Origin of the sequence: Brachybacterium sp. AOP3-A1-3 (genome assembly GCF_052378285.1) — a bacterium.
Classification (GTDB): domain Bacteria; phylum Actinomycetota; class Actinomycetes; order Actinomycetales; family Dermabacteraceae; genus Brachybacterium.
Genome location: NZ_JBQSXM010000001.1, coordinates 280,220 through 295,119 on the forward strand (window position 1 = coordinate 280,220; position 14,900 = coordinate 295,119).

At 70.4% G+C, this 14,900-nt stretch carries 14 protein-coding genes and 1 pseudogene; 9 read left to right on the top strand and 6 right to left on the bottom strand.

Going from position 1 to position 14,900, the window contains the following annotated elements:
- Positions 1-233: 233 nt before the first annotated feature.
- The 4 genes from ACT3T5_RS01265 (at position 234) to ACT3T5_RS01280 (ending at position 3,798) form a co-directional block, all read left to right on the top strand.
- Positions 234-626: an ArsR/SmtB family transcription factor gene (locus tag ACT3T5_RS01265; RefSeq protein ID WP_444576381.1), complete on the top strand. Its 393-nt coding sequence runs from the start codon at positions 234-236 to the stop codon at positions 624-626.
- Positions 623-1,618, top strand: coding sequence for a cation diffusion facilitator family transporter (locus tag ACT3T5_RS01270; RefSeq protein WP_444593356.1), 996 nt, complete (start codon positions 623-625; stop codon positions 1,616-1,618). The genes ACT3T5_RS01265 and ACT3T5_RS01270 overlap by 4 nt, the downstream gene beginning before the upstream one ends.
- A 119-nt stretch (positions 1,619-1,737) precedes the next feature.
- Positions 1,738-2,343, top strand: a complete 606-nt coding sequence (locus ACT3T5_RS01275) for a hypothetical protein (protein WP_444593357.1) — start codon at positions 1,738-1,740, stop codon at positions 2,341-2,343.
- Between the two features lie 54 nt (positions 2,344-2,397).
- Positions 2,398-3,798, top strand: a complete 1,401-nt coding sequence (locus tag ACT3T5_RS01280) for an FAD-binding oxidoreductase (RefSeq protein WP_444593358.1) — start codon at positions 2,398-2,400, stop codon at positions 3,796-3,798.
- Between the two features lie 77 nt (positions 3,799-3,875).
- On the opposite strand, the gene ACT3T5_RS01285 is transcribed toward ACT3T5_RS01280, so the two are convergent.
- Positions 3,876-4,847: an MsnO8 family LLM class oxidoreductase gene (locus ACT3T5_RS01285; protein WP_444593359.1), complete on the bottom strand. Its 972-nt coding sequence runs from the start codon at positions 4,845-4,847 to the stop codon at positions 3,876-3,878.
- Between the two features lie 105 nt (positions 4,848-4,952).
- On the opposite strand from ACT3T5_RS01285, the gene ACT3T5_RS01290 reads away from it, so the two are divergent.
- Positions 4,953-5,960 carry an LLM class flavin-dependent oxidoreductase gene (locus tag ACT3T5_RS01290; protein WP_444593360.1) on the top strand — a complete coding sequence of 336 codons (1,008 nt, stop codon included), beginning with the start codon at positions 4,953-4,955 and terminating at the stop codon, positions 5,958-5,960.
- A 74-nt stretch (positions 5,961-6,034) separates the two neighbouring features.
- Here the strand turns inward: ACT3T5_RS01290 and ACT3T5_RS01295 are convergent, their stop codons facing one another.
- Positions 6,035-6,853: an endonuclease/exonuclease/phosphatase family protein gene (locus ACT3T5_RS01295; RefSeq protein ID WP_444593361.1), complete on the bottom strand. Its 819-nt coding sequence runs from the start codon at positions 6,851-6,853 to the stop codon at positions 6,035-6,037.
- A gap of 122 nt (positions 6,854-6,975) precedes the next feature.
- Between ACT3T5_RS01295 and ACT3T5_RS01300 the strand changes: the two genes are divergently transcribed.
- Genes ACT3T5_RS01300 through ACT3T5_RS01315 form a run of 4 tightly spaced genes read left to right on the top strand, consistent with a single transcriptional unit; the run spans position 6,976 to position 11,132 of the window.
- The gene (locus tag ACT3T5_RS01300) at positions 6,976-7,815 is read left to right on the top strand and encodes an SAM hydrolase/SAM-dependent halogenase family protein (protein WP_444576388.1); all 840 of its coding nucleotides are present in this window, start codon (positions 6,976-6,978) and stop codon (positions 7,813-7,815) included.
- Between the two features lie 31 nt (positions 7,816-7,846).
- Positions 7,847-8,401, top strand: a complete 555-nt coding sequence (locus tag ACT3T5_RS01305; protein ID WP_444593362.1) for an ECF-type riboflavin transporter substrate-binding protein — start codon at positions 7,847-7,849, stop codon at positions 8,399-8,401.
- Positions 8,398-10,305: an ABC transporter ATP-binding protein gene (locus tag ACT3T5_RS01310; protein WP_444593363.1), complete on the top strand. Its 1,908-nt coding sequence runs from the start codon at positions 8,398-8,400 to the stop codon at positions 10,303-10,305. Before ACT3T5_RS01305 ends, ACT3T5_RS01310 begins: the two co-directional genes overlap by 4 nt.
- Positions 10,302-11,132 (top strand): energy-coupling factor transporter transmembrane component T family protein, encoded by an 831-nt coding sequence (locus tag ACT3T5_RS01315; protein ID WP_444576391.1) that lies wholly within the window; start codon positions 10,302-10,304, stop codon positions 11,130-11,132. The genes ACT3T5_RS01310 and ACT3T5_RS01315 overlap by 4 nt, the downstream gene beginning before the upstream one ends.
- A 155-nt stretch (positions 11,133-11,287) precedes the next feature.
- Here the strand turns inward: ACT3T5_RS01315 and ACT3T5_RS01320 are convergent, their stop codons facing one another.
- From ACT3T5_RS01320 to ACT3T5_RS01335, 4 genes and pseudogenes are all read right to left on the bottom strand, one after another.
- On the bottom strand, positions 11,288-12,616 hold the full coding sequence (locus tag ACT3T5_RS01320; protein WP_444576392.1) for a TRAP transporter large permease: 1,329 nt from the start codon (positions 12,614-12,616) through the stop codon (positions 11,288-11,290).
- 2 nt (positions 12,617-12,618) lie between these two features.
- On the bottom strand, positions 12,619-13,260 hold the full coding sequence (locus ACT3T5_RS01325; protein WP_444593364.1) for a TRAP transporter small permease: 642 nt from the start codon (positions 13,258-13,260) through the stop codon (positions 12,619-12,621).
- Positions 13,260-14,198: a TRAP transporter substrate-binding protein gene (locus ACT3T5_RS01330; RefSeq protein ID WP_444576394.1), complete on the bottom strand. Its 939-nt coding sequence runs from the start codon at positions 14,196-14,198 to the stop codon at positions 13,260-13,262. Before ACT3T5_RS01330 ends, ACT3T5_RS01325 begins: the two co-directional genes overlap by 1 nt.
- Before the next feature lie 411 nt (positions 14,199-14,609).
- Positions 14,610-14,825 (bottom strand): annotated as a pseudogene (locus tag ACT3T5_RS01335) (NAD(P)-dependent oxidoreductase); the annotation flags it as partial.
- Between the last annotated feature and the right edge of the window lie 75 nt (positions 14,826-14,900).

A 14,900-nucleotide genomic window follows, 5' to 3' on the forward strand; every position in this document is an offset into this window, starting at 1 on the left:
CCCGGGTGCCGCTCAACCCACCTCCCCGGCCGCCCTGTCCCGTCGGCCCCGACGAACGGATCACCTTCCACACTTCGCTACTTGCGCAACTGACGAACTCGTATCAGGATCGATGCCGCACCCGGCACGCGGGAACCGCCCGAGAAGCGGTCCGGGGCCGACGTACTCGCACCCAGCACCAGTACCCAGTACCCAGTACCCAGTACCCAGTACCCAGTACCCAGGAGACATCGATGGACGGACCCCGCTCGCCCGGCCAGCAGGACCCCACCGAGCTGCAGCTCGCCGCCGCAGCGGACACCTTCGCCCTGCTCGCCTCCCCGGCACGCCTGCACCTGGTCAGCCTGATGAGCACCGGCCGGTTCGACGTCGGCGCCCTGGCCGCGAAGGTGGGGCTCAGCCTCCCCACGATCAGCCAGCACCTCAGCAAGCTGCGGCTGGCCGGCATCGTCTCCGCGCATCGCGAGGGCCGCCACAGCTTCTACACCGTGGAGGACCCGCACGTGCTCTCGCTCGTCGAGCAGATCTTCGAGCACATCGCCCCGGACGGCACCCTCGCCCCCGATCCCCCACTGTCCGGATCACCCGCTCAGCCCGACCCCTCCGACAAGGATTCCCGCTCATGACCGTCCCACCCCCCGACGCCGCCCCTCAGCGGTCGACACCCGGCCCGACAGTGGACCTGCGGAAGTTCGCCTGGCTCTCCATCGTCACGGCGATCATCACGATCGTGCTGAAGACCGGCGCCTGGGCGATGACGGACTCCGTGGGGCTGCTCTCCGATGCCGCCGAGTCCACCGTGAACCTCGTCGCCGCCGTCGTCGCCCTGATCGCCCTGACCGTCGCCGCCCGCCCCGCCACCGAGCGCTTCCTCTACGGCCGGGCGAAGGCCGAGTACTTCTCCGCCGCCGTCGAGGGTCTGATGATCTTCGTGGCCGCCGCGGTCATCATGGTCACCGCCGTCGAGCGCTTCGTGAACCCGCGCCCGCTCGAGAACCTCGGCATCGGCCTGGTCATCGTGGTGATCGCCTCCGTGCTCAACGGCGGCGTCGCCCTGGTGCTGCTGCGCGCCGGCAAGACCCACAACTCGATCACCCTGCGTGCCGACGGCAAGCATCTGATGACCGATGTCGTCACCAGCGCCGGCGTCCTGGTGGGCGTGGGACTGGTGGCGCTGACCGGCTGGGAGCGGCTCGATGCGCTCGTCGCCTTCGCCGTGGGAGTCAACATCATCGTCACCGGCATCAGCCTGCTCACCGAGTCGGTGTCCGGACTCCTGGACAAGGCCCTGCCGGATGAGGACCACGAGGTCACCACCGAGATCCTGCGCCGCCGCACCGATGGCATGCGCACCACCTTCCATGGCCTGCAGACCCGCGAGGCCGGCCGGGAGCGCTTCATGACCGTGCACGTGCTGGTGCCCGACGAATGGACCGTCAAGCAGGGCCACGACTACATCGAGGACCTCGAGGACGAGCTCAAGGGCGCTCTGCCCGGCCTCACCGTGCTCACCCACCTCGAGCCCATCTCCGATCCGGCAAGCTACGAGGACATCCCCGAGGCGCACGTGCCGATCCACGGTGATGACCACGACCCCACCCGTCCGCCGCGGGTCTGAGGAGTCCAGGCAATGCTCAGGGCTCAGGGCCGACGGAGGCGTCCGACGTGGAGGACCGGCGAGGATCGTCCGCCCTCGGGCCTACGATGTGCCCATGAGCCGGCCGACGAGGAGGACGCATGAGTCAGAACCCGTACGACGCGCAGAGGCCTGACGGCCGCACTCCGCCCACGCTGTCCGGCGAACTGGTTCCGTTGGGATACGTGGATTCCGGCCAGGTCGGGACGGGCGCCCGCAGCTACGATCCGCTCGCCGGGTCCCAGCATCAGGCGTACGCGCCCGTGCAGCCCTACGGTCCGCCGCCCGGACACCCCGGCATGGTCATGCCGCCGGCGTACCTTCCAGCACAGAAGAGCGTGGGCGTGGCCTTCGTGCTCACCTTCTTCTTCGGCCCGCTGGGAATGCTGTACTCCACGGTGGGCGGCGCCCTGGTGATGATCGGGATCGACCTGGTCCTGGCTGTGCTCACCGGCATCGTCGTCTTCTTCATCTCACTGATCACCCTCGGCATTGGCTCCGTCCTCGTGATCCTCGCGCCGCTGGTCGGCATCCCGACCTGGATCGTGAGCATGATCTGGGGCTGCGTCGCCGCCTCGAAGCACAACGAGCACGTGCGAGCCCAGCTCGGCATGCAGTTCGCCGCCGGCGCGCAGTCTGCATCCGCCGGGCAGTTCGCGCCCGGAGGGCAGCAGGGACCGGGCGGGTACGGCCACTCCGGGTACTGACCCCGTCGCCGACCTGCCGCCCCGCGGCCTGTGCACCTCGCCCAAGGAGCATCCGTGACCAGCACCGAACCATCCGGCCCCTCGACCTCGCTCGACGAGCTCGCCGCTCGCCTGCGTGACCAGCTCGGCGAGGACGCGGTCCCCCGGGTCCCCGACGCGAGCTACGGCGCGGATCGCGGAGTGCGTCCCGCGGCCGACGCGCGGTTCGTGCTGGTCCTCCCCCGAGATGTCGAGGGGGTCCAGGCCACGATGCGTCTGGCGAGCAGCACGGGCACTCCGGTGGTGCCGCGAGGTGCGGGCTCCGGGCTCTCCGGCGGGGCCACCGCCACCGACGGCGTGATCGTGCTGAGCCTGGAACGACTGACGACGATCCGCGAGATCGATCCCCTCGACGAGGTCGCCGTCGTCGAAGCGGGCGTGATCACGGCGGATCTCTCCACTGCCCTCGCCCCGCACGGCGTCTTCTACGCCCCTGACCCGGCGAGCGCCCGGATCTCCACGATCGGCGGCAACATCGCCACCAACGCCGGCGGGCTGCACTGCGCGAAATACGGGGTGACCCGCGAGTCCGTGCTGGCTCTCGAGGTCGTGCTCGCCGACGGCACCCTGCTGCGCACCGGGCACCGGTCGATCAAAGGCGTCACCGGCCTCGACCTCACCCAGCTGCTGATCGGCTCCGAGGGAACCCTCGCCGTGGTGGTGGCGGCCACGGTGCGGGTCCATCCGCTCCCGGTGGCCCGCCGCACCGTGCTGGCCCGCTTCCCCTCGGCCGCTCAGGCAGCCGCGGGGGTCGGGGCGATCTCCCGCAGCCCTGTGCGCCCGGCGGCGACCGAGCTGCTGGATGCCGGAACTCTCGCCGACATCGACTCCTACACCGGAGCGCAGATCGCGGACGCCGACAGCGCGATGCTGCTGCTCGAGCTCGACGGCTACGGCATCGAGGAGCAGGCGGGCGACCTGGTTCGAGTCCTCACCGACGCCGGGGGGACCGTGCGGGTCATCGAGGACGAGACGGAGGCGGAACAGCTCTGGGAACTGCGCCGCTCCAGCCGAGCCGCGGGAGGCGGCCGGGCACGCCTGGGCGAGGACGTGGCGGTGCCGAAGTCCCGACTGCCGGAGATCCTGGCGGAGCTGGAGGCCATCGGCCGCCGCCACGGGGTGCGCACCTCCGTGGTCGCCCATGCAGGCGACGGCAACCTCCACCCCGCCTTCTCGTTGCCCGGCGTGCCCGAGGATCCTGCCGCCGAGCTGCCGGACGCGATCCTCGACGCGGCCGACGACCTGGTCCGGACTGCTCTGGACCTCGGCGGCACGATCAGCGGCGAGCACGGCATCGGCACCGCGAAGCAGCGCTGGCTGGGCCTCGAGCTCTCAGCCGACTCCCGGGCCCTGCAGCGCCGGCTGAAGGACGCCTTCGACCCTCAGCACCTGCTCAATCCCGGCAAAGCGCTGTGAGAGCGCGAGTCCGTCGATCTCGCATGTCCCGCTGGAGCAGTGGCTGCGGGCCGCACCCGTCGGCCGACGCAGGATACTCAGCCCCTCAGGACACGTGCCAGCGCCTGGTCCGAGGCGCTCAGCGCCTCCCGGTCGTAGGTCGACCCGGTCGCGAGGACCTCGTGCGCGCCGGTGCGCTCGAGGATCTGCTCGATCCGTCGGCGCACCGTGCCCGCCGAGCCGGCGACCGTGGTGGCGAGCCCCTGCTCCACGCGCCGCGACTCCGAGGCGCTCCAGCTCGTGGCGCGGATCCGTGCGACCGGCTCGAGGGCCTCGAACAGGCCCGTGGAGCGGGAACGGGCCATCGCCCAGATCTCGGGCAGCGCCAGCTCCCGGGCCTCGTCGTCGGTGTCGGCGATCAGCGCATCGAGGGACACGAGGATCTGCGGGGCGCTGCCGCGGTGGGCGCGGAACGCGCGGCGGTAGGAGGCGAGGCGTTCCGGCAGCTCCGGGGAGTCCAGGATCGGTCCGCCGATCACCACGGGAAGTCCGAGGTCCGCGGCGGTGTCCATCCCGGTGCCCGTCGCGAGCACGAACAGGGGCACGTCGCCGACGTCGTCGGGCCGGGCGGTGAGCGGCGCTTCGCCCTCGAGCTGGTCACGCACCTCGGTGATCTCCTGCGCGAAGGAGTCGGGGCCCGCCTCGAGCCGGCCCAGGGCCTGGCGGACGGGCTCGGTGAACCCCAGCGACCTGCCCACGCCGAGGTCGATGCGCCCCGGGTACAGCGCGGCCAGCATGCGGAACTGCTCGGCGACCACGAGCGGGCGGTGGTTGGGGAGCATCACGCCCCCGGAGCCGAGCCGGATCCGGGAGGTGCGGGCACCGATCGCCGCGAGGAGCACGGCCGGGGACCCGCTCGCGATCCCGGGGACCGTGTGGTGCTCGGCCACCCAGAACCGTTCGTACCCGGCGCTCTCGGCCGCGATCGCACGTTCGACCGAGTGCCCCAGCGCGGCCGCCTCCGGCTGGCCGTGGCGCGTGCGGGAGCGGTCGAGCAGGGAGAGCCTCATGCCGTGGTCAACGTGGAGCACCGGCAGGATCTTCCCGATTCCGCGGTCGAGAACGTCTCATCCGCTCCCCCGCCATGTCCGATGCACCATGGCTAGGCTCGAGACATGAACGCTCCCCATGTGCCGCTGTCGCTGCTCGATCTCGTCCCCATCTCGGAGGGCATGTCCACCCGGGAGGGCATCGAGGCCTCCATGGCCGGGGCGCAGGCCGCCGACCGCCTGGGCTACGAGCGCTACTGGTTCGCCGAGCACCACAACACCAACTCCCTCGCCTCGAGCGCCACCTCGCTGCTGATCGACCGTGCCGCGTCGTTGACGCAGCGGATCCGCGTGGGATCCGGCGGCATCATGCTGCCCAACCACTCCCCGCTCGCGGTCATCGAGCAGTTCGGCACCCTGGTGCAGTTCCACGGGGATCGCATCGACCTGGGGCTGGGCCGCGCGCCGGGCACCGATCAGCTCACCGCGCAGCTGCTGGCCCGCACCTCCGCGGAGCCGCAGGCGTTCATCGCCGCCGTCGAGCAGATGCGGGACTGGTCCCGCGAGGAGGCGACCTCCGGCGGTCTGCCGATCTCGGCGGATGTCGCCCGCGGCACCGAGGTGCCCATGTGGATCCTCGGCTCCACCGCCAACGGCGCGCGCCTGGCGGCCCAGCTCGGCATGCCCTTCTCCGTCGCGTCCCACTTCGCGCCGTTCCAGCACCTCAAGGCGCTGGAGACCTACCGGGAGAACTTCAACCCGCGCGCCGAGGCCGCCCAGATCGAGGCACCGCACACCATGGTCGGGGTGAACCTCGTCGTCGCCGAGACCGACGAGGAGGCGCAGCGGCAGTTCACCACGCTGCAGCAGATGTTCCTCGGTGTGGTCACCGGTCAGCGTCAGAAGATCCAGCCGCCGCGTCCGATCGACGAGGTCGCCGCGCCACACCTCGTCCAGCAGGTCGACCAGACCCTCTCGATCCGCGCCGTCGGCTCGCCGGCGACCGTGGTCCGTCAGCTCGAGGAGATCGTCGCGACCACGCAGGCCGACGAGCTCATCCTCACCGCCTACTCCTTCGACCCCGCCGATCGGCTGAAGGGCCTCGAACTCCTCGCCGAGGCCTGGGGGCTCTGACCTCAGGCTCTGCTCCACAGAGCGTGCCCGGCACCCTCTCAGGAAGCTGCCGGGCACGCGGCTCACGGAACGGCTCAGGCGACAGCAGGGCGCACCACTGCGGCGACCGCGGCGTGGTCGCTCGGGGCACGGCCCTCGAGCAGATGCCGGTGCGTGGTGGTCCACTCCACGTCCATCCCGCGGGTGAGGATCCAGTCGATCCGGGTCTCCCCCACCACCGGCTCCCCGTAGTCGGGGAAGGTGCCGATGTCCTCGCCCTCGAAGGTGTCCGCGACATCGTGCGCGTCCGCGAAACCCGCGCCCTGCAGCACGCTCCACGGCGCGCTGCTGCCACCGGCGGCGTTGAAGTCGCCCATCAGCACGGCCGGCGCCCCGTCAGCCGCCTCCTGCAGGCGCCGGGCCACCAGCTCGGCCCCCTGCTCGCGGGCGCGCTCCCCGGCATGGTCGAGATGGGTCACGGCGAGCACCAGCTCCTGGCCGGTCCCCCGGTCCCGGACCCGAGCCCAGACGGCGATGCGGGGGCAGTGGCCGTCCCAGCCCACGGAACCGATCAGCGCGGGCTGCTCGGAGAGCCAGAACTGGTCCCAGTCCAGCAGTTCGAGACGGTCCCGCCGCAGGTAGAGCAGGTTGTGCTCGCCGCGCCCGCCGCCCTCACGACCGATGCCGAGGCGCTGATGGGTTCCTGCCAGTGCCTCGTCGAGCACCGGGATCTGGGAGGCGAGGACCTCCTGGACGCCCACGACGTCGGCGTCGGCGGCGGTCAGCAGATCCGTGAGCACCGGAGCCCGATCACCCCAGTGGTCCGGCTCCCCCGGCAGCGTCCCACTCCCGTGATAGCGGATGTTCTGGGTGAGGATCGTCAGGGCGGGCGGCTGGACATCAGGGAGGATCATCCCTCCATCCTCGGTGATCCGAGGCTCATCCGTCAGGCCGATCACGAACCCGATACCTGCCAGATGGCGGCGTATGACGCGGTCGCGGGCCGTCGGGCACGACCTCGTCGCATACTTGCCCCATGCGAGCTCTGGTCCTGCAATCCGATTTCGGCCTCGACGACGGCGCGGTCAGCGCGATGTACGGCGTCGCCGTGGGCGTCGATTCCGCTCTGCGGATCCACGACGTCACCCACAACATCCCTCCGTACGACATCTGGGAGGGCTCCTACCGGCTCGCCCAGGTGCTCACGTACTGGCCCGAGGGCACCGTGTTCGTCTCCGTCGTCGACCCGGGCGTGGGCTCGGACCGACTCTCCGTCGTGGCCCGCACCGGGACCGGCCACTACATCGTGACCCCGGACAACGGCACCCTGACCCATCTCGAGAACATCTTCGGCGTGACCGAGCTGCGGGAGATCGACGAGACGAAGAACCGTCGGCCCGGGTCCGAGGAGTCCTACACGTTCCACGGTCGCGACATCTACGCCTTCACCGGGGCCCGCCTCGCCGCCGGGGCGACGAGCTTCGAGGACGTCGGCCCCGTCGTCGAGCTCGAGCAGATGGTGCGCCTGCCCGTCACCGAGCCCGAGCTGCGCGAGGGCGGCGTGGTCGGCATCATCGACACGCTCGACGTGCGCTACGGATCCCTGTGGACGTCGATCCCCCGCACCCTTTTCCGCGAACTCGACGTCGCTCCCGGCGACCGGGTGACGGTGCGGGTCCACCACCACGACACGGTCGTGCACGCCACCCAGGTCACCTATGCCCGCAGCTTCGCGGCCGTCGAGGTCGGCGAGTCGCTGCTGTACGTGAACTCCCTGGACCGGATGGCGATCGCCATCAACCGCGGTCACTACGCCCGCGCCTTCTCCCTCGGCACCGGCGCCTCCTGGCACGTCACCCTCGTGCCGGTGCGCTGACGCCCCTGCCCCTCCACCCCAAGGACACCTCATGATCCGTTCCCACTCCCCCGTGACCCAGGTGGTCGCGATCGGCATCGGCGCCGCACTGTTCTTCGTGCTCGGACGCTTCGCCGCGATCCCGACGCCGATCCCCAACACCTCGATCAATATCCAATACGCGATCCTGGCTGTGTTCGCTGTGCTCTACGGGCCCCTCGTGGGAGCGCTGGCAGGTTTCATCGGCCATCTCCTCATCGACGTCACCGGCTACGGGATCTGGATCAGCTGGGAGCTCGCCTCGGGCGTCTTCGGCCTGGTCGTGGGCGTCCTGATGCTCAAGCACGCGATCGCCGACGGCGAGTTCGGGAAGCCCCTGGCGATCCGGTTGAACCTCTCGATCCTCCTCGCCAACGCGGTGGCCTGGTTGCTCATCGCTCCGCTCGGCGACGTGCTGATCTACTCCGAGCCGGCGAACAAGGTGTGGGCGCAGGGAGCGCTCGCCTTCGTCGCGAACTCGGTGACGGCCTGCGTCCTGGCCACGATCATCGTGTCGGTCTACGCCCGCACCCGCACCCGGAGCGGATCGCTGAGCCGCGACCAGTGACGGCACCGCACGCCCCGGGCCCACCTGGAGAAGGCCCGCTGGAGAAGGCCCCGCTGCTCGAGCTGCGCGGCTACACCTTCCAGTACCGCGCCCAGGCCGAGCCGACCCTGCACGACATCGACCTCACGGTGCGTCGCGGCGAGAAGATCGCGATCGTCGGCGCTTCGGGGTCGGGCAAGTCCACTCTGCTCCACGCCCTGAACGGGCTGATCCCGCACCACCACCGCGGCACCGCGAGCGGCACCGTGAGCGTGGGCGGCACGGACCCTGCCGAGGTGCCCATCGTGCGGACGGCCTCCGTGGTCGGCACCGTGCTGCAGGACAGCAACAGTCAGTTCGTGGGCCTCACCGTCGCCGAGGACATCGCCTTCAGCCTCGAGAACCAGCAGGTCCCCCGCGCGGAGATGCCCGCACGGATCGCTCGCGCCGCCGAGCTCGCCGGGATCGGGGACCGCCTGGAGGACGCCCCGCAGGCGCTCTCCGGCGGGCAGAAGCAGCGCGTGGCCATCGCCGGGGTGCTCGTGGACGACGTCGAGGTGCTGCTGCTGGACGAGCCGCTGGCGAACCTCGACCCCGCCTCCGGTCGTGCTGCCGTGGAACTGCTGGACGACCTGCATCGGGACCACGGCCGCACCATCGTGATCGTCGAGCACCGCCTCGAGGACGTCCTGCACCGGGACGTGGACCGAATCGTGCTGATGGCCGACGGCCGCATCGTCGCCGATGCCGCCCCCGACGAGGTCCTCACCTCGGGCCTGCTCGAGGAGCACGGCATCCGCCCGCCCCTGCATCTCACCGCTCTGCGCTATGCCGGGACGCCGGCCACCGCCGCGCAGCATCCCGCGCGCAGCAGCGACATCGCCCTGACGGACGAGCAGGTCGCCGCGGTGCGCGACTGGGTCGGCGACGAACCGGCCGACGGCGCACGGTCCGGCAGCTCGCGGTCCGAAGTCGTGCCGGCCGACGGCGTGCCGTCCGACGGCCCGCCGTCCGACGTCCCGCCGTCCGACGGCCTGCGATCCGAGAGGGGCCGGACCGAGCAGCCCGGGACCGCCCTGGACCTGCGGGACGTGCGCTGCGAGATTCCCGTCGGCCCTGAGCGCGCCACCGTGGCGCTCGACGGGATCACCGCGCGCGTGCAGCGTGGGGAGATGCTCGGCGTGCTCGGCTCCAACGGCGCCGGCAAGTCGACCCTCGCCCGGGTGATCTGCGGCTTCGAGCGCCTCAGCGGCGGGGAGCTGCGGATCGGCGCCGTCGACGCCCGCGGCTGGAGCCTCGCCGAGCGCGGCGAGCACATCGGCTTCGTGCTGCAGGAGCCCGGCCAGATGCTCTCGCGGCCGCTGGTCACCGAGGAGATCGCCCTGGGTCTGCGGGCCCGCGGCATGGCGGAGGAGGAGATCGCCCGACGCATCACGACGGTGCTCGAGGCCTGCGGGCTCGCCCCGTTCCGTTCCTGGCCGGTCTCGGCACTCAGCCACGGCCAGAAGAAGCGCGTGGCCATCGCCAGCGTGCTCGCCCTCGAACCCGAGATGCTGATCCTCGACGAGCCCACCGCTGGGCAGGACTTCGCGCACTACACCGAATTCATGGACTTCCTGCGCACGCTCCACGACTCCGGCACCACGGTCCTGCTCATCACCCACGACATGCACCTCGCGCTGGAGTACGCCGACAGGGTGCTCGTGCTCTCGCAAGGGCATCTGCTGGCCGACGCCGACCCGGCCGTCGTGCTCACCGATCCGGCGCTCAGCGGCCGCGCCGACCTCGTGACCACGGGGCTGTACGACCTCGCCCGTCGCTGCGGGATCGAGGACCCCCACCGCCTCGTGCACCGCTTCGTCGCGGTGGACCGGGCCGCGAGGGCAGCGCCGACGGAGCGGGCCTCACAGGAGGACGCCGGATGAGCAGTCCGCTGCTGGGATACGTCGACCGCACCGGCCCCCTCCATGCCCTCTCCGGGGTCTCGAAGCTCGCCCTCGCTCTCGGAGTCGTGCTCGGAGCGATGATCGGGTTCGACGTGCGCTATCTCGCCGCGGTCGCGGCCGGTTCCGTCGTGCTGTGGGCGGTCTCCGGGGTGCGACTGCGGGACCTCTCCGTGGTGCTCTGGCTGATCACGATCTTCATGGCCCTCAACAACATCGGGATCTTCCTGTTCGCCCCGGGCTACGGCACAGAGCTGTTCGGCACCCGGCACGTCCTGCTGGACGGGCCCTGGCACTGGGACGTGACCACCGAGCAGCTGTTCTACCAGCTCGCCGTCACGCTCAAGTACCTCGCGGTGCTGCCGGCCGTGCTGCTGTTCGTGGCAACCACCCGGCCGCCGGAGTTCGCCTCCTCGCTCGCCCGGCTCGGGGTGCCCTACCGGTTCTCCTACGCCATCTCCCTCGCCCTGCGCTACATCCCCGACGTGCAGCGGGAGTTCCGCACGATCTCCCAGGCCCAGCAGGCGCGCGGACTCGACACCTCCCGCGGAGCCGGCCTCCGCACCCGGCTGCGGAATCTCAGCGCGGTGCTGATGCCGCTGCTGCTGGGCACCTTCGACCGCATCGAGTCAGTCTCCGCCGCGATGGAGCTGCGGGGATTCGGGCGGGGGAAGGGCCGCACGTGGCTGGTCAGCACCCCCGTGCGCGGGTGGGACGTGCTGGTCATGCTCCTCGCCGTGGTGCTCGTGGCGGTGCCGATCGTGCTCGTGATGGTCAACGGCGGGCGGTACTGGAATCCGTTCGTGTGACGCGGCCTGACGCGGAGAGGGCCACGGCGTGATCGCCGTGGCCCTCTCCGTCCCGTGGTCGACTCGGTCCTGTGGTCGACCCCGTCCTGTGGTCGACCCCGTCCTGTGGTCGACCCCGTCATGCTGCCGATCTCCCGCTCAGCGGGCGGCCTGTGTCATTCGCTGGACATGCCCAGCAGGTTCGGGATGAACATCGAGATCTGCGGGACGAAGACGATCAGCAGCAGGCCGGTCACGAGCGGCACGTAGAACGGCAGCAGACGCCTGATCACCGGCTCGACCTTCATCCGACCCACCCGGGCCCCGACGAACAGGATCACTCCGACCGGCGGGGTGATCGTGCCCAGGCACAGGTTGAAGGTGATCATGAGGCCGAAGTGGATCGGATCCACGCCCAGCTCCAGCGCGACCGGGAGGAAGATCGGGGTGAAGATCAGGATCGCCGGCGTCGGATCCATGAACATGCCCACGACCAGCAGCGCCAGCATCATCAGCAGCAGCACGATGATCGGGGAGCTCGAGACCCCCAGCAGCGCCGTGGCGATGAACTGCGGGATGGTCGCGTAGGCGAGCACCCAGCCGAGCACCCCGGAGACCGCGATCAGCAGCAGCACCACGGCAGTGGTGCGCGTGGCCGAGAGGATCACCGCGGGCAGCTTCTTCACGGTCAGCTCGCGGTAGATGAAGCCCAGCACCAGCGAGTAGACCACCGCGATCACCGCGGACTCCGTCGCCGTGAAGAACCCTGCCACCAGACCGCCGATGACGACCACCATCATGAAGATGGCGGGCACGGCGGCGAGCAGAGTGCGCAGTGCGGTCGCGAGGGTGAGCTCGCCGCGTGCGGCGCCGTCGTCGGACCCGACCAGCGCGGGGTTGCGCTTGGCGGCCAGCCAGACCATGACGACGCAGGCGAGCATCCACACCAGGCCCGGGCCGTAGCCGGCGGCGAACAGCGTCGCCACCGAGGTCGATGACACGAGCGAGTACACGATCAGCGTGTTCGACGGCGCGATCAGCATGCCCGACGGGGCGGAGGCGACGTTCACCGCTGCGGAGAAGGCCGGGTCGTAGCCCTCCTTGCGCTGCCGAGGTCCGAGGATGCCGCCCACCGCCGCGGCCGAGGCCACGGCCGCACCGGAGACGGACCCGAACAGGGCGTTGGCGACCACGTTGGTCTGGGCGAGGGAGCCGGGCATCCGGCCCACCAGCACCTTCGCCGCGTCGATCAGTCTGGCGGCGACGCCGCCGGTGTTCATGAGCTGCCCTGCCAGCACGAAGAACGGGATCGCGAGCAGGGAGAACGAGTTCGCGCCGGTGAACATCTGCTGGGCGGAGACGAACACTGCGGGCTCGAAGCCGATGACGGCGATGAGCGCCACCACGGAGGGCAGCCCGATCGCGATGGCGATGGGGGCGCCGATGGCGATGAGGACGAGGATGCCGATGATCAGGATGATCCCGGCGAGCATGGCGGGATCCATGATCAGTGCTCCTTCTCGGTGTCGGTGCGAGAACCGGGACGTGCGGTGGTATCGGTCCCGCCGCCCTGGTCGAGGTGAAGGTCGTGGCCCGGATCGACGTCCAGGTTCTCGACGACCGCGGCTGCGGCGCCGGAGCTCTCGGCCGCCTCGTCGTCGGTCTCCTCGAGCGGGGCGAGCTCATCGCCGCGCAGTGCGAGAACGAGGTCCTCGAGAGCCAGGAAGGCGATCATCGTTCCGGTGACGGGCAGGGCGAGATACATCAGCCCCACGGTGAAGGGAAAACCAGGGATCACCTGGTCCCAGGACATCGACATCCCGCGGATGCCTCCCCACACCATGACCAGCACGGCGAAGGCGAGCGTGCATCCCTGCACGAGGACGATGAGCACGTGACGGGCGACGCCCGGGGCGCGCAGCGCCAGGAAGTCGACGGCGATGTGGCCGCGCTCCCCGAAGACCAGCGTGGCGGCGAAGAGGCTCAGCCACACGAACATGTACTGCGCGGTGACGGTGGTCCAGGGGCTCGGTGCGCCGAGGACCTGGCGGGTGAACACCTGCCAGACCACGACCAGCACGAGCACCGAGAACAGCACGATGCACAGCACCTTGAGGACGTTGAGCAGTCCTTCACGGATCAACAGCATCAGGCACCTTCCTTCTCGCTCACGGCGCGGATCGCGTCGTACAGGGCGATGTCCGCGGGATCCTCGAGGATCGACAGCCCGGTCTCCTCGATGATCGGCAGGAACACGTCAGGATCGGGCTCGGTGATCACGACACCGCGGTCGAGCATCTCCTGGGTGGCGTCGGCGGTCTGCTGCTTCCAGATCTCGACGAACTCGCTCTGGGTGACGGCCCAGGCCTCGCGCAGGGCGTCGGCGTCCGCCTCGTCCATCCCCTCGAGGAGGTCCGTGTTCGCGAGCATGAAGTCGTAGCCGACGAGGTGGTTGGTCATCGTGAAGTGCTTGGCGACCTCGTAATGGCGCTGGGTGACGTAGGAGATCTCGTTGTTCTCCGCACCGTCGAGCACGCCGGCCTGCAGGCCGGTGTACACCTCGCTGTAGGCCATCGGGGTGGGCACCCCGCCCATGTTGGTGATCAGGCGCAGGAAGATCTCGGACTCCTGGACGCGGATCTTCATCCCGGCGAGGTCCTCGGGGGTCTCGATGGGACCCTTCGTGGTGTAGAGGTGCCGACCTCCCTGCGTGTATCCGCCGAGCACGGAGAGCCGCTTGTGCGGCTCGAGCGAGGCGAACAGCTCGCCGACGATCGACTCGTCGAGCATGACGCGGTTCTGGTGGTCGATGTCGTCGAACACTCCCGCCACGTTCATCGGGAGGAAGCGGGGCGAGGAGTTCTCGATCTGGGTGCCGGAGATGACGGCCATGTCGATCGCGCCGTCGGAGACCAGCTGGACCGTCTCCTGCTGATCGCCCAGCGAGTTGTTGGCGTAGACGCGGGCGCCGTAGCGGCCGTCGGTGGCCTGGGCGATGCGCTCGCCGAAGGAGATCAGCGAGTCATAGCTGGGGTGCGATTCCGCTTGTCCGAGCGAGATGGACAGGACCCGGTCCACGTCGGTCACGGCGCCTTCCTGGGTGGCGCAGCCGCCCAAGAGGGCGGCGCCCGCGCCAGCGACGGGAAGGGCCCTGAGGAATCCTCGTCGGCCCACCCCCCTCGTCGCACCGTGGCCGGCGACGGAGCGGTCGGCTCCTCGACGGCGGGGCAAAGGTGTTCGCACTGCATTCCTCCTCGAATGGGACGCTCCTGGTCCGGCGTCACGCGGTGGAGCGGTACCGCGTGCGCGATCTGCCTCGGCGGCGGAGCCGGGCTCGCGTCGTCCCCCGCAGATCCCGGGGGCCGAGACCAGGCGCGATACAGGGGATTCGGGCCCTGGGAGGCCCGTCGTCCTGGGCTGCCCCGCCCGAGGGCGGCAGCGCCCGGTCGCATCGCGTGGTCGACCTCGACCAGGTTGTCAGTGCTCGGGAAATCGGTCTCATCGCTTGCCGAGAGTTGCCAGGTGCGATCGGGCACGAGGCATCCCACGTCGCTGACCAGGCAGACGGCTGCCACCGCCGGGTCGCCGGTGTCGACGACCTCGCGCCTCCTCGCCCCAGCCGGTGTTGACGAGGATCGCCTCGCGCTTCATCAGCGCGAGCTGGTCGGCGCTGGTGAGGTGGTGCGTCCGCAGCCTGAGCAGCGTGTGCAGAGAGGACGCGTCCGCGGCGAACGCCTTGTCGCATCGGCCGTGTCCGTGCCCTGCCGCATGGGACCCACGCCGCCCTCA

Excerpts from the sequence above, each read along its gene's own strand:
- ACT3T5_RS01265 (WP_444576381.1), top strand. The coding sequence starts at position 234 with ATGGACGGACCCCGCTCGCCCGGCCAGCAGGACCCCACCGAGCTGCAG.
- ACT3T5_RS01270 (WP_444593356.1), top strand. The coding sequence starts at position 623 with ATGACCGTCCCACCCCCCGACGCCGCCCCTCAGCGGTCGACACCCGGC.
- ACT3T5_RS01275 (WP_444593357.1), top strand. The coding sequence starts at position 1,738 with ATGAGTCAGAACCCGTACGACGCGCAGAGGCCTGACGGCCGCACTCCG.
- ACT3T5_RS01285 (WP_444593359.1), bottom strand. The coding sequence starts at position 4,847 with ATGAGGCTCTCCCTGCTCGACCGCTCCCGCACGCGCCACGGCCAGCCG.
- ACT3T5_RS01290 (WP_444593360.1), top strand. The coding sequence starts at position 4,953 with ATGAACGCTCCCCATGTGCCGCTGTCGCTGCTCGATCTCGTCCCCATC.
- ACT3T5_RS01295 (WP_444593361.1), bottom strand. The coding sequence starts at position 6,853 with ATGATCCTCCCTGATGTCCAGCCGCCCGCCCTGACGATCCTCACCCAG.
- ACT3T5_RS01300 (WP_444576388.1), top strand. The coding sequence starts at position 6,976 with ATGCGAGCTCTGGTCCTGCAATCCGATTTCGGCCTCGACGACGGCGCG.
- ACT3T5_RS01305 (WP_444593362.1), top strand. The coding sequence starts at position 7,847 with ATGATCCGTTCCCACTCCCCCGTGACCCAGGTGGTCGCGATCGGCATC.
- ACT3T5_RS01315 (WP_444576391.1), top strand. The coding sequence starts at position 10,302 with ATGAGCAGTCCGCTGCTGGGATACGTCGACCGCACCGGCCCCCTCCAT.
- ACT3T5_RS01320 (WP_444576392.1), bottom strand. The coding sequence starts at position 12,616 with ATGGATCCCGCCATGCTCGCCGGGATCATCCTGATCATCGGCATCCTC.
- ACT3T5_RS01325 (WP_444593364.1), bottom strand. The coding sequence starts at position 13,260 with ATGCTGTTGATCCGTGAAGGACTGCTCAACGTCCTCAAGGTGCTGTGC.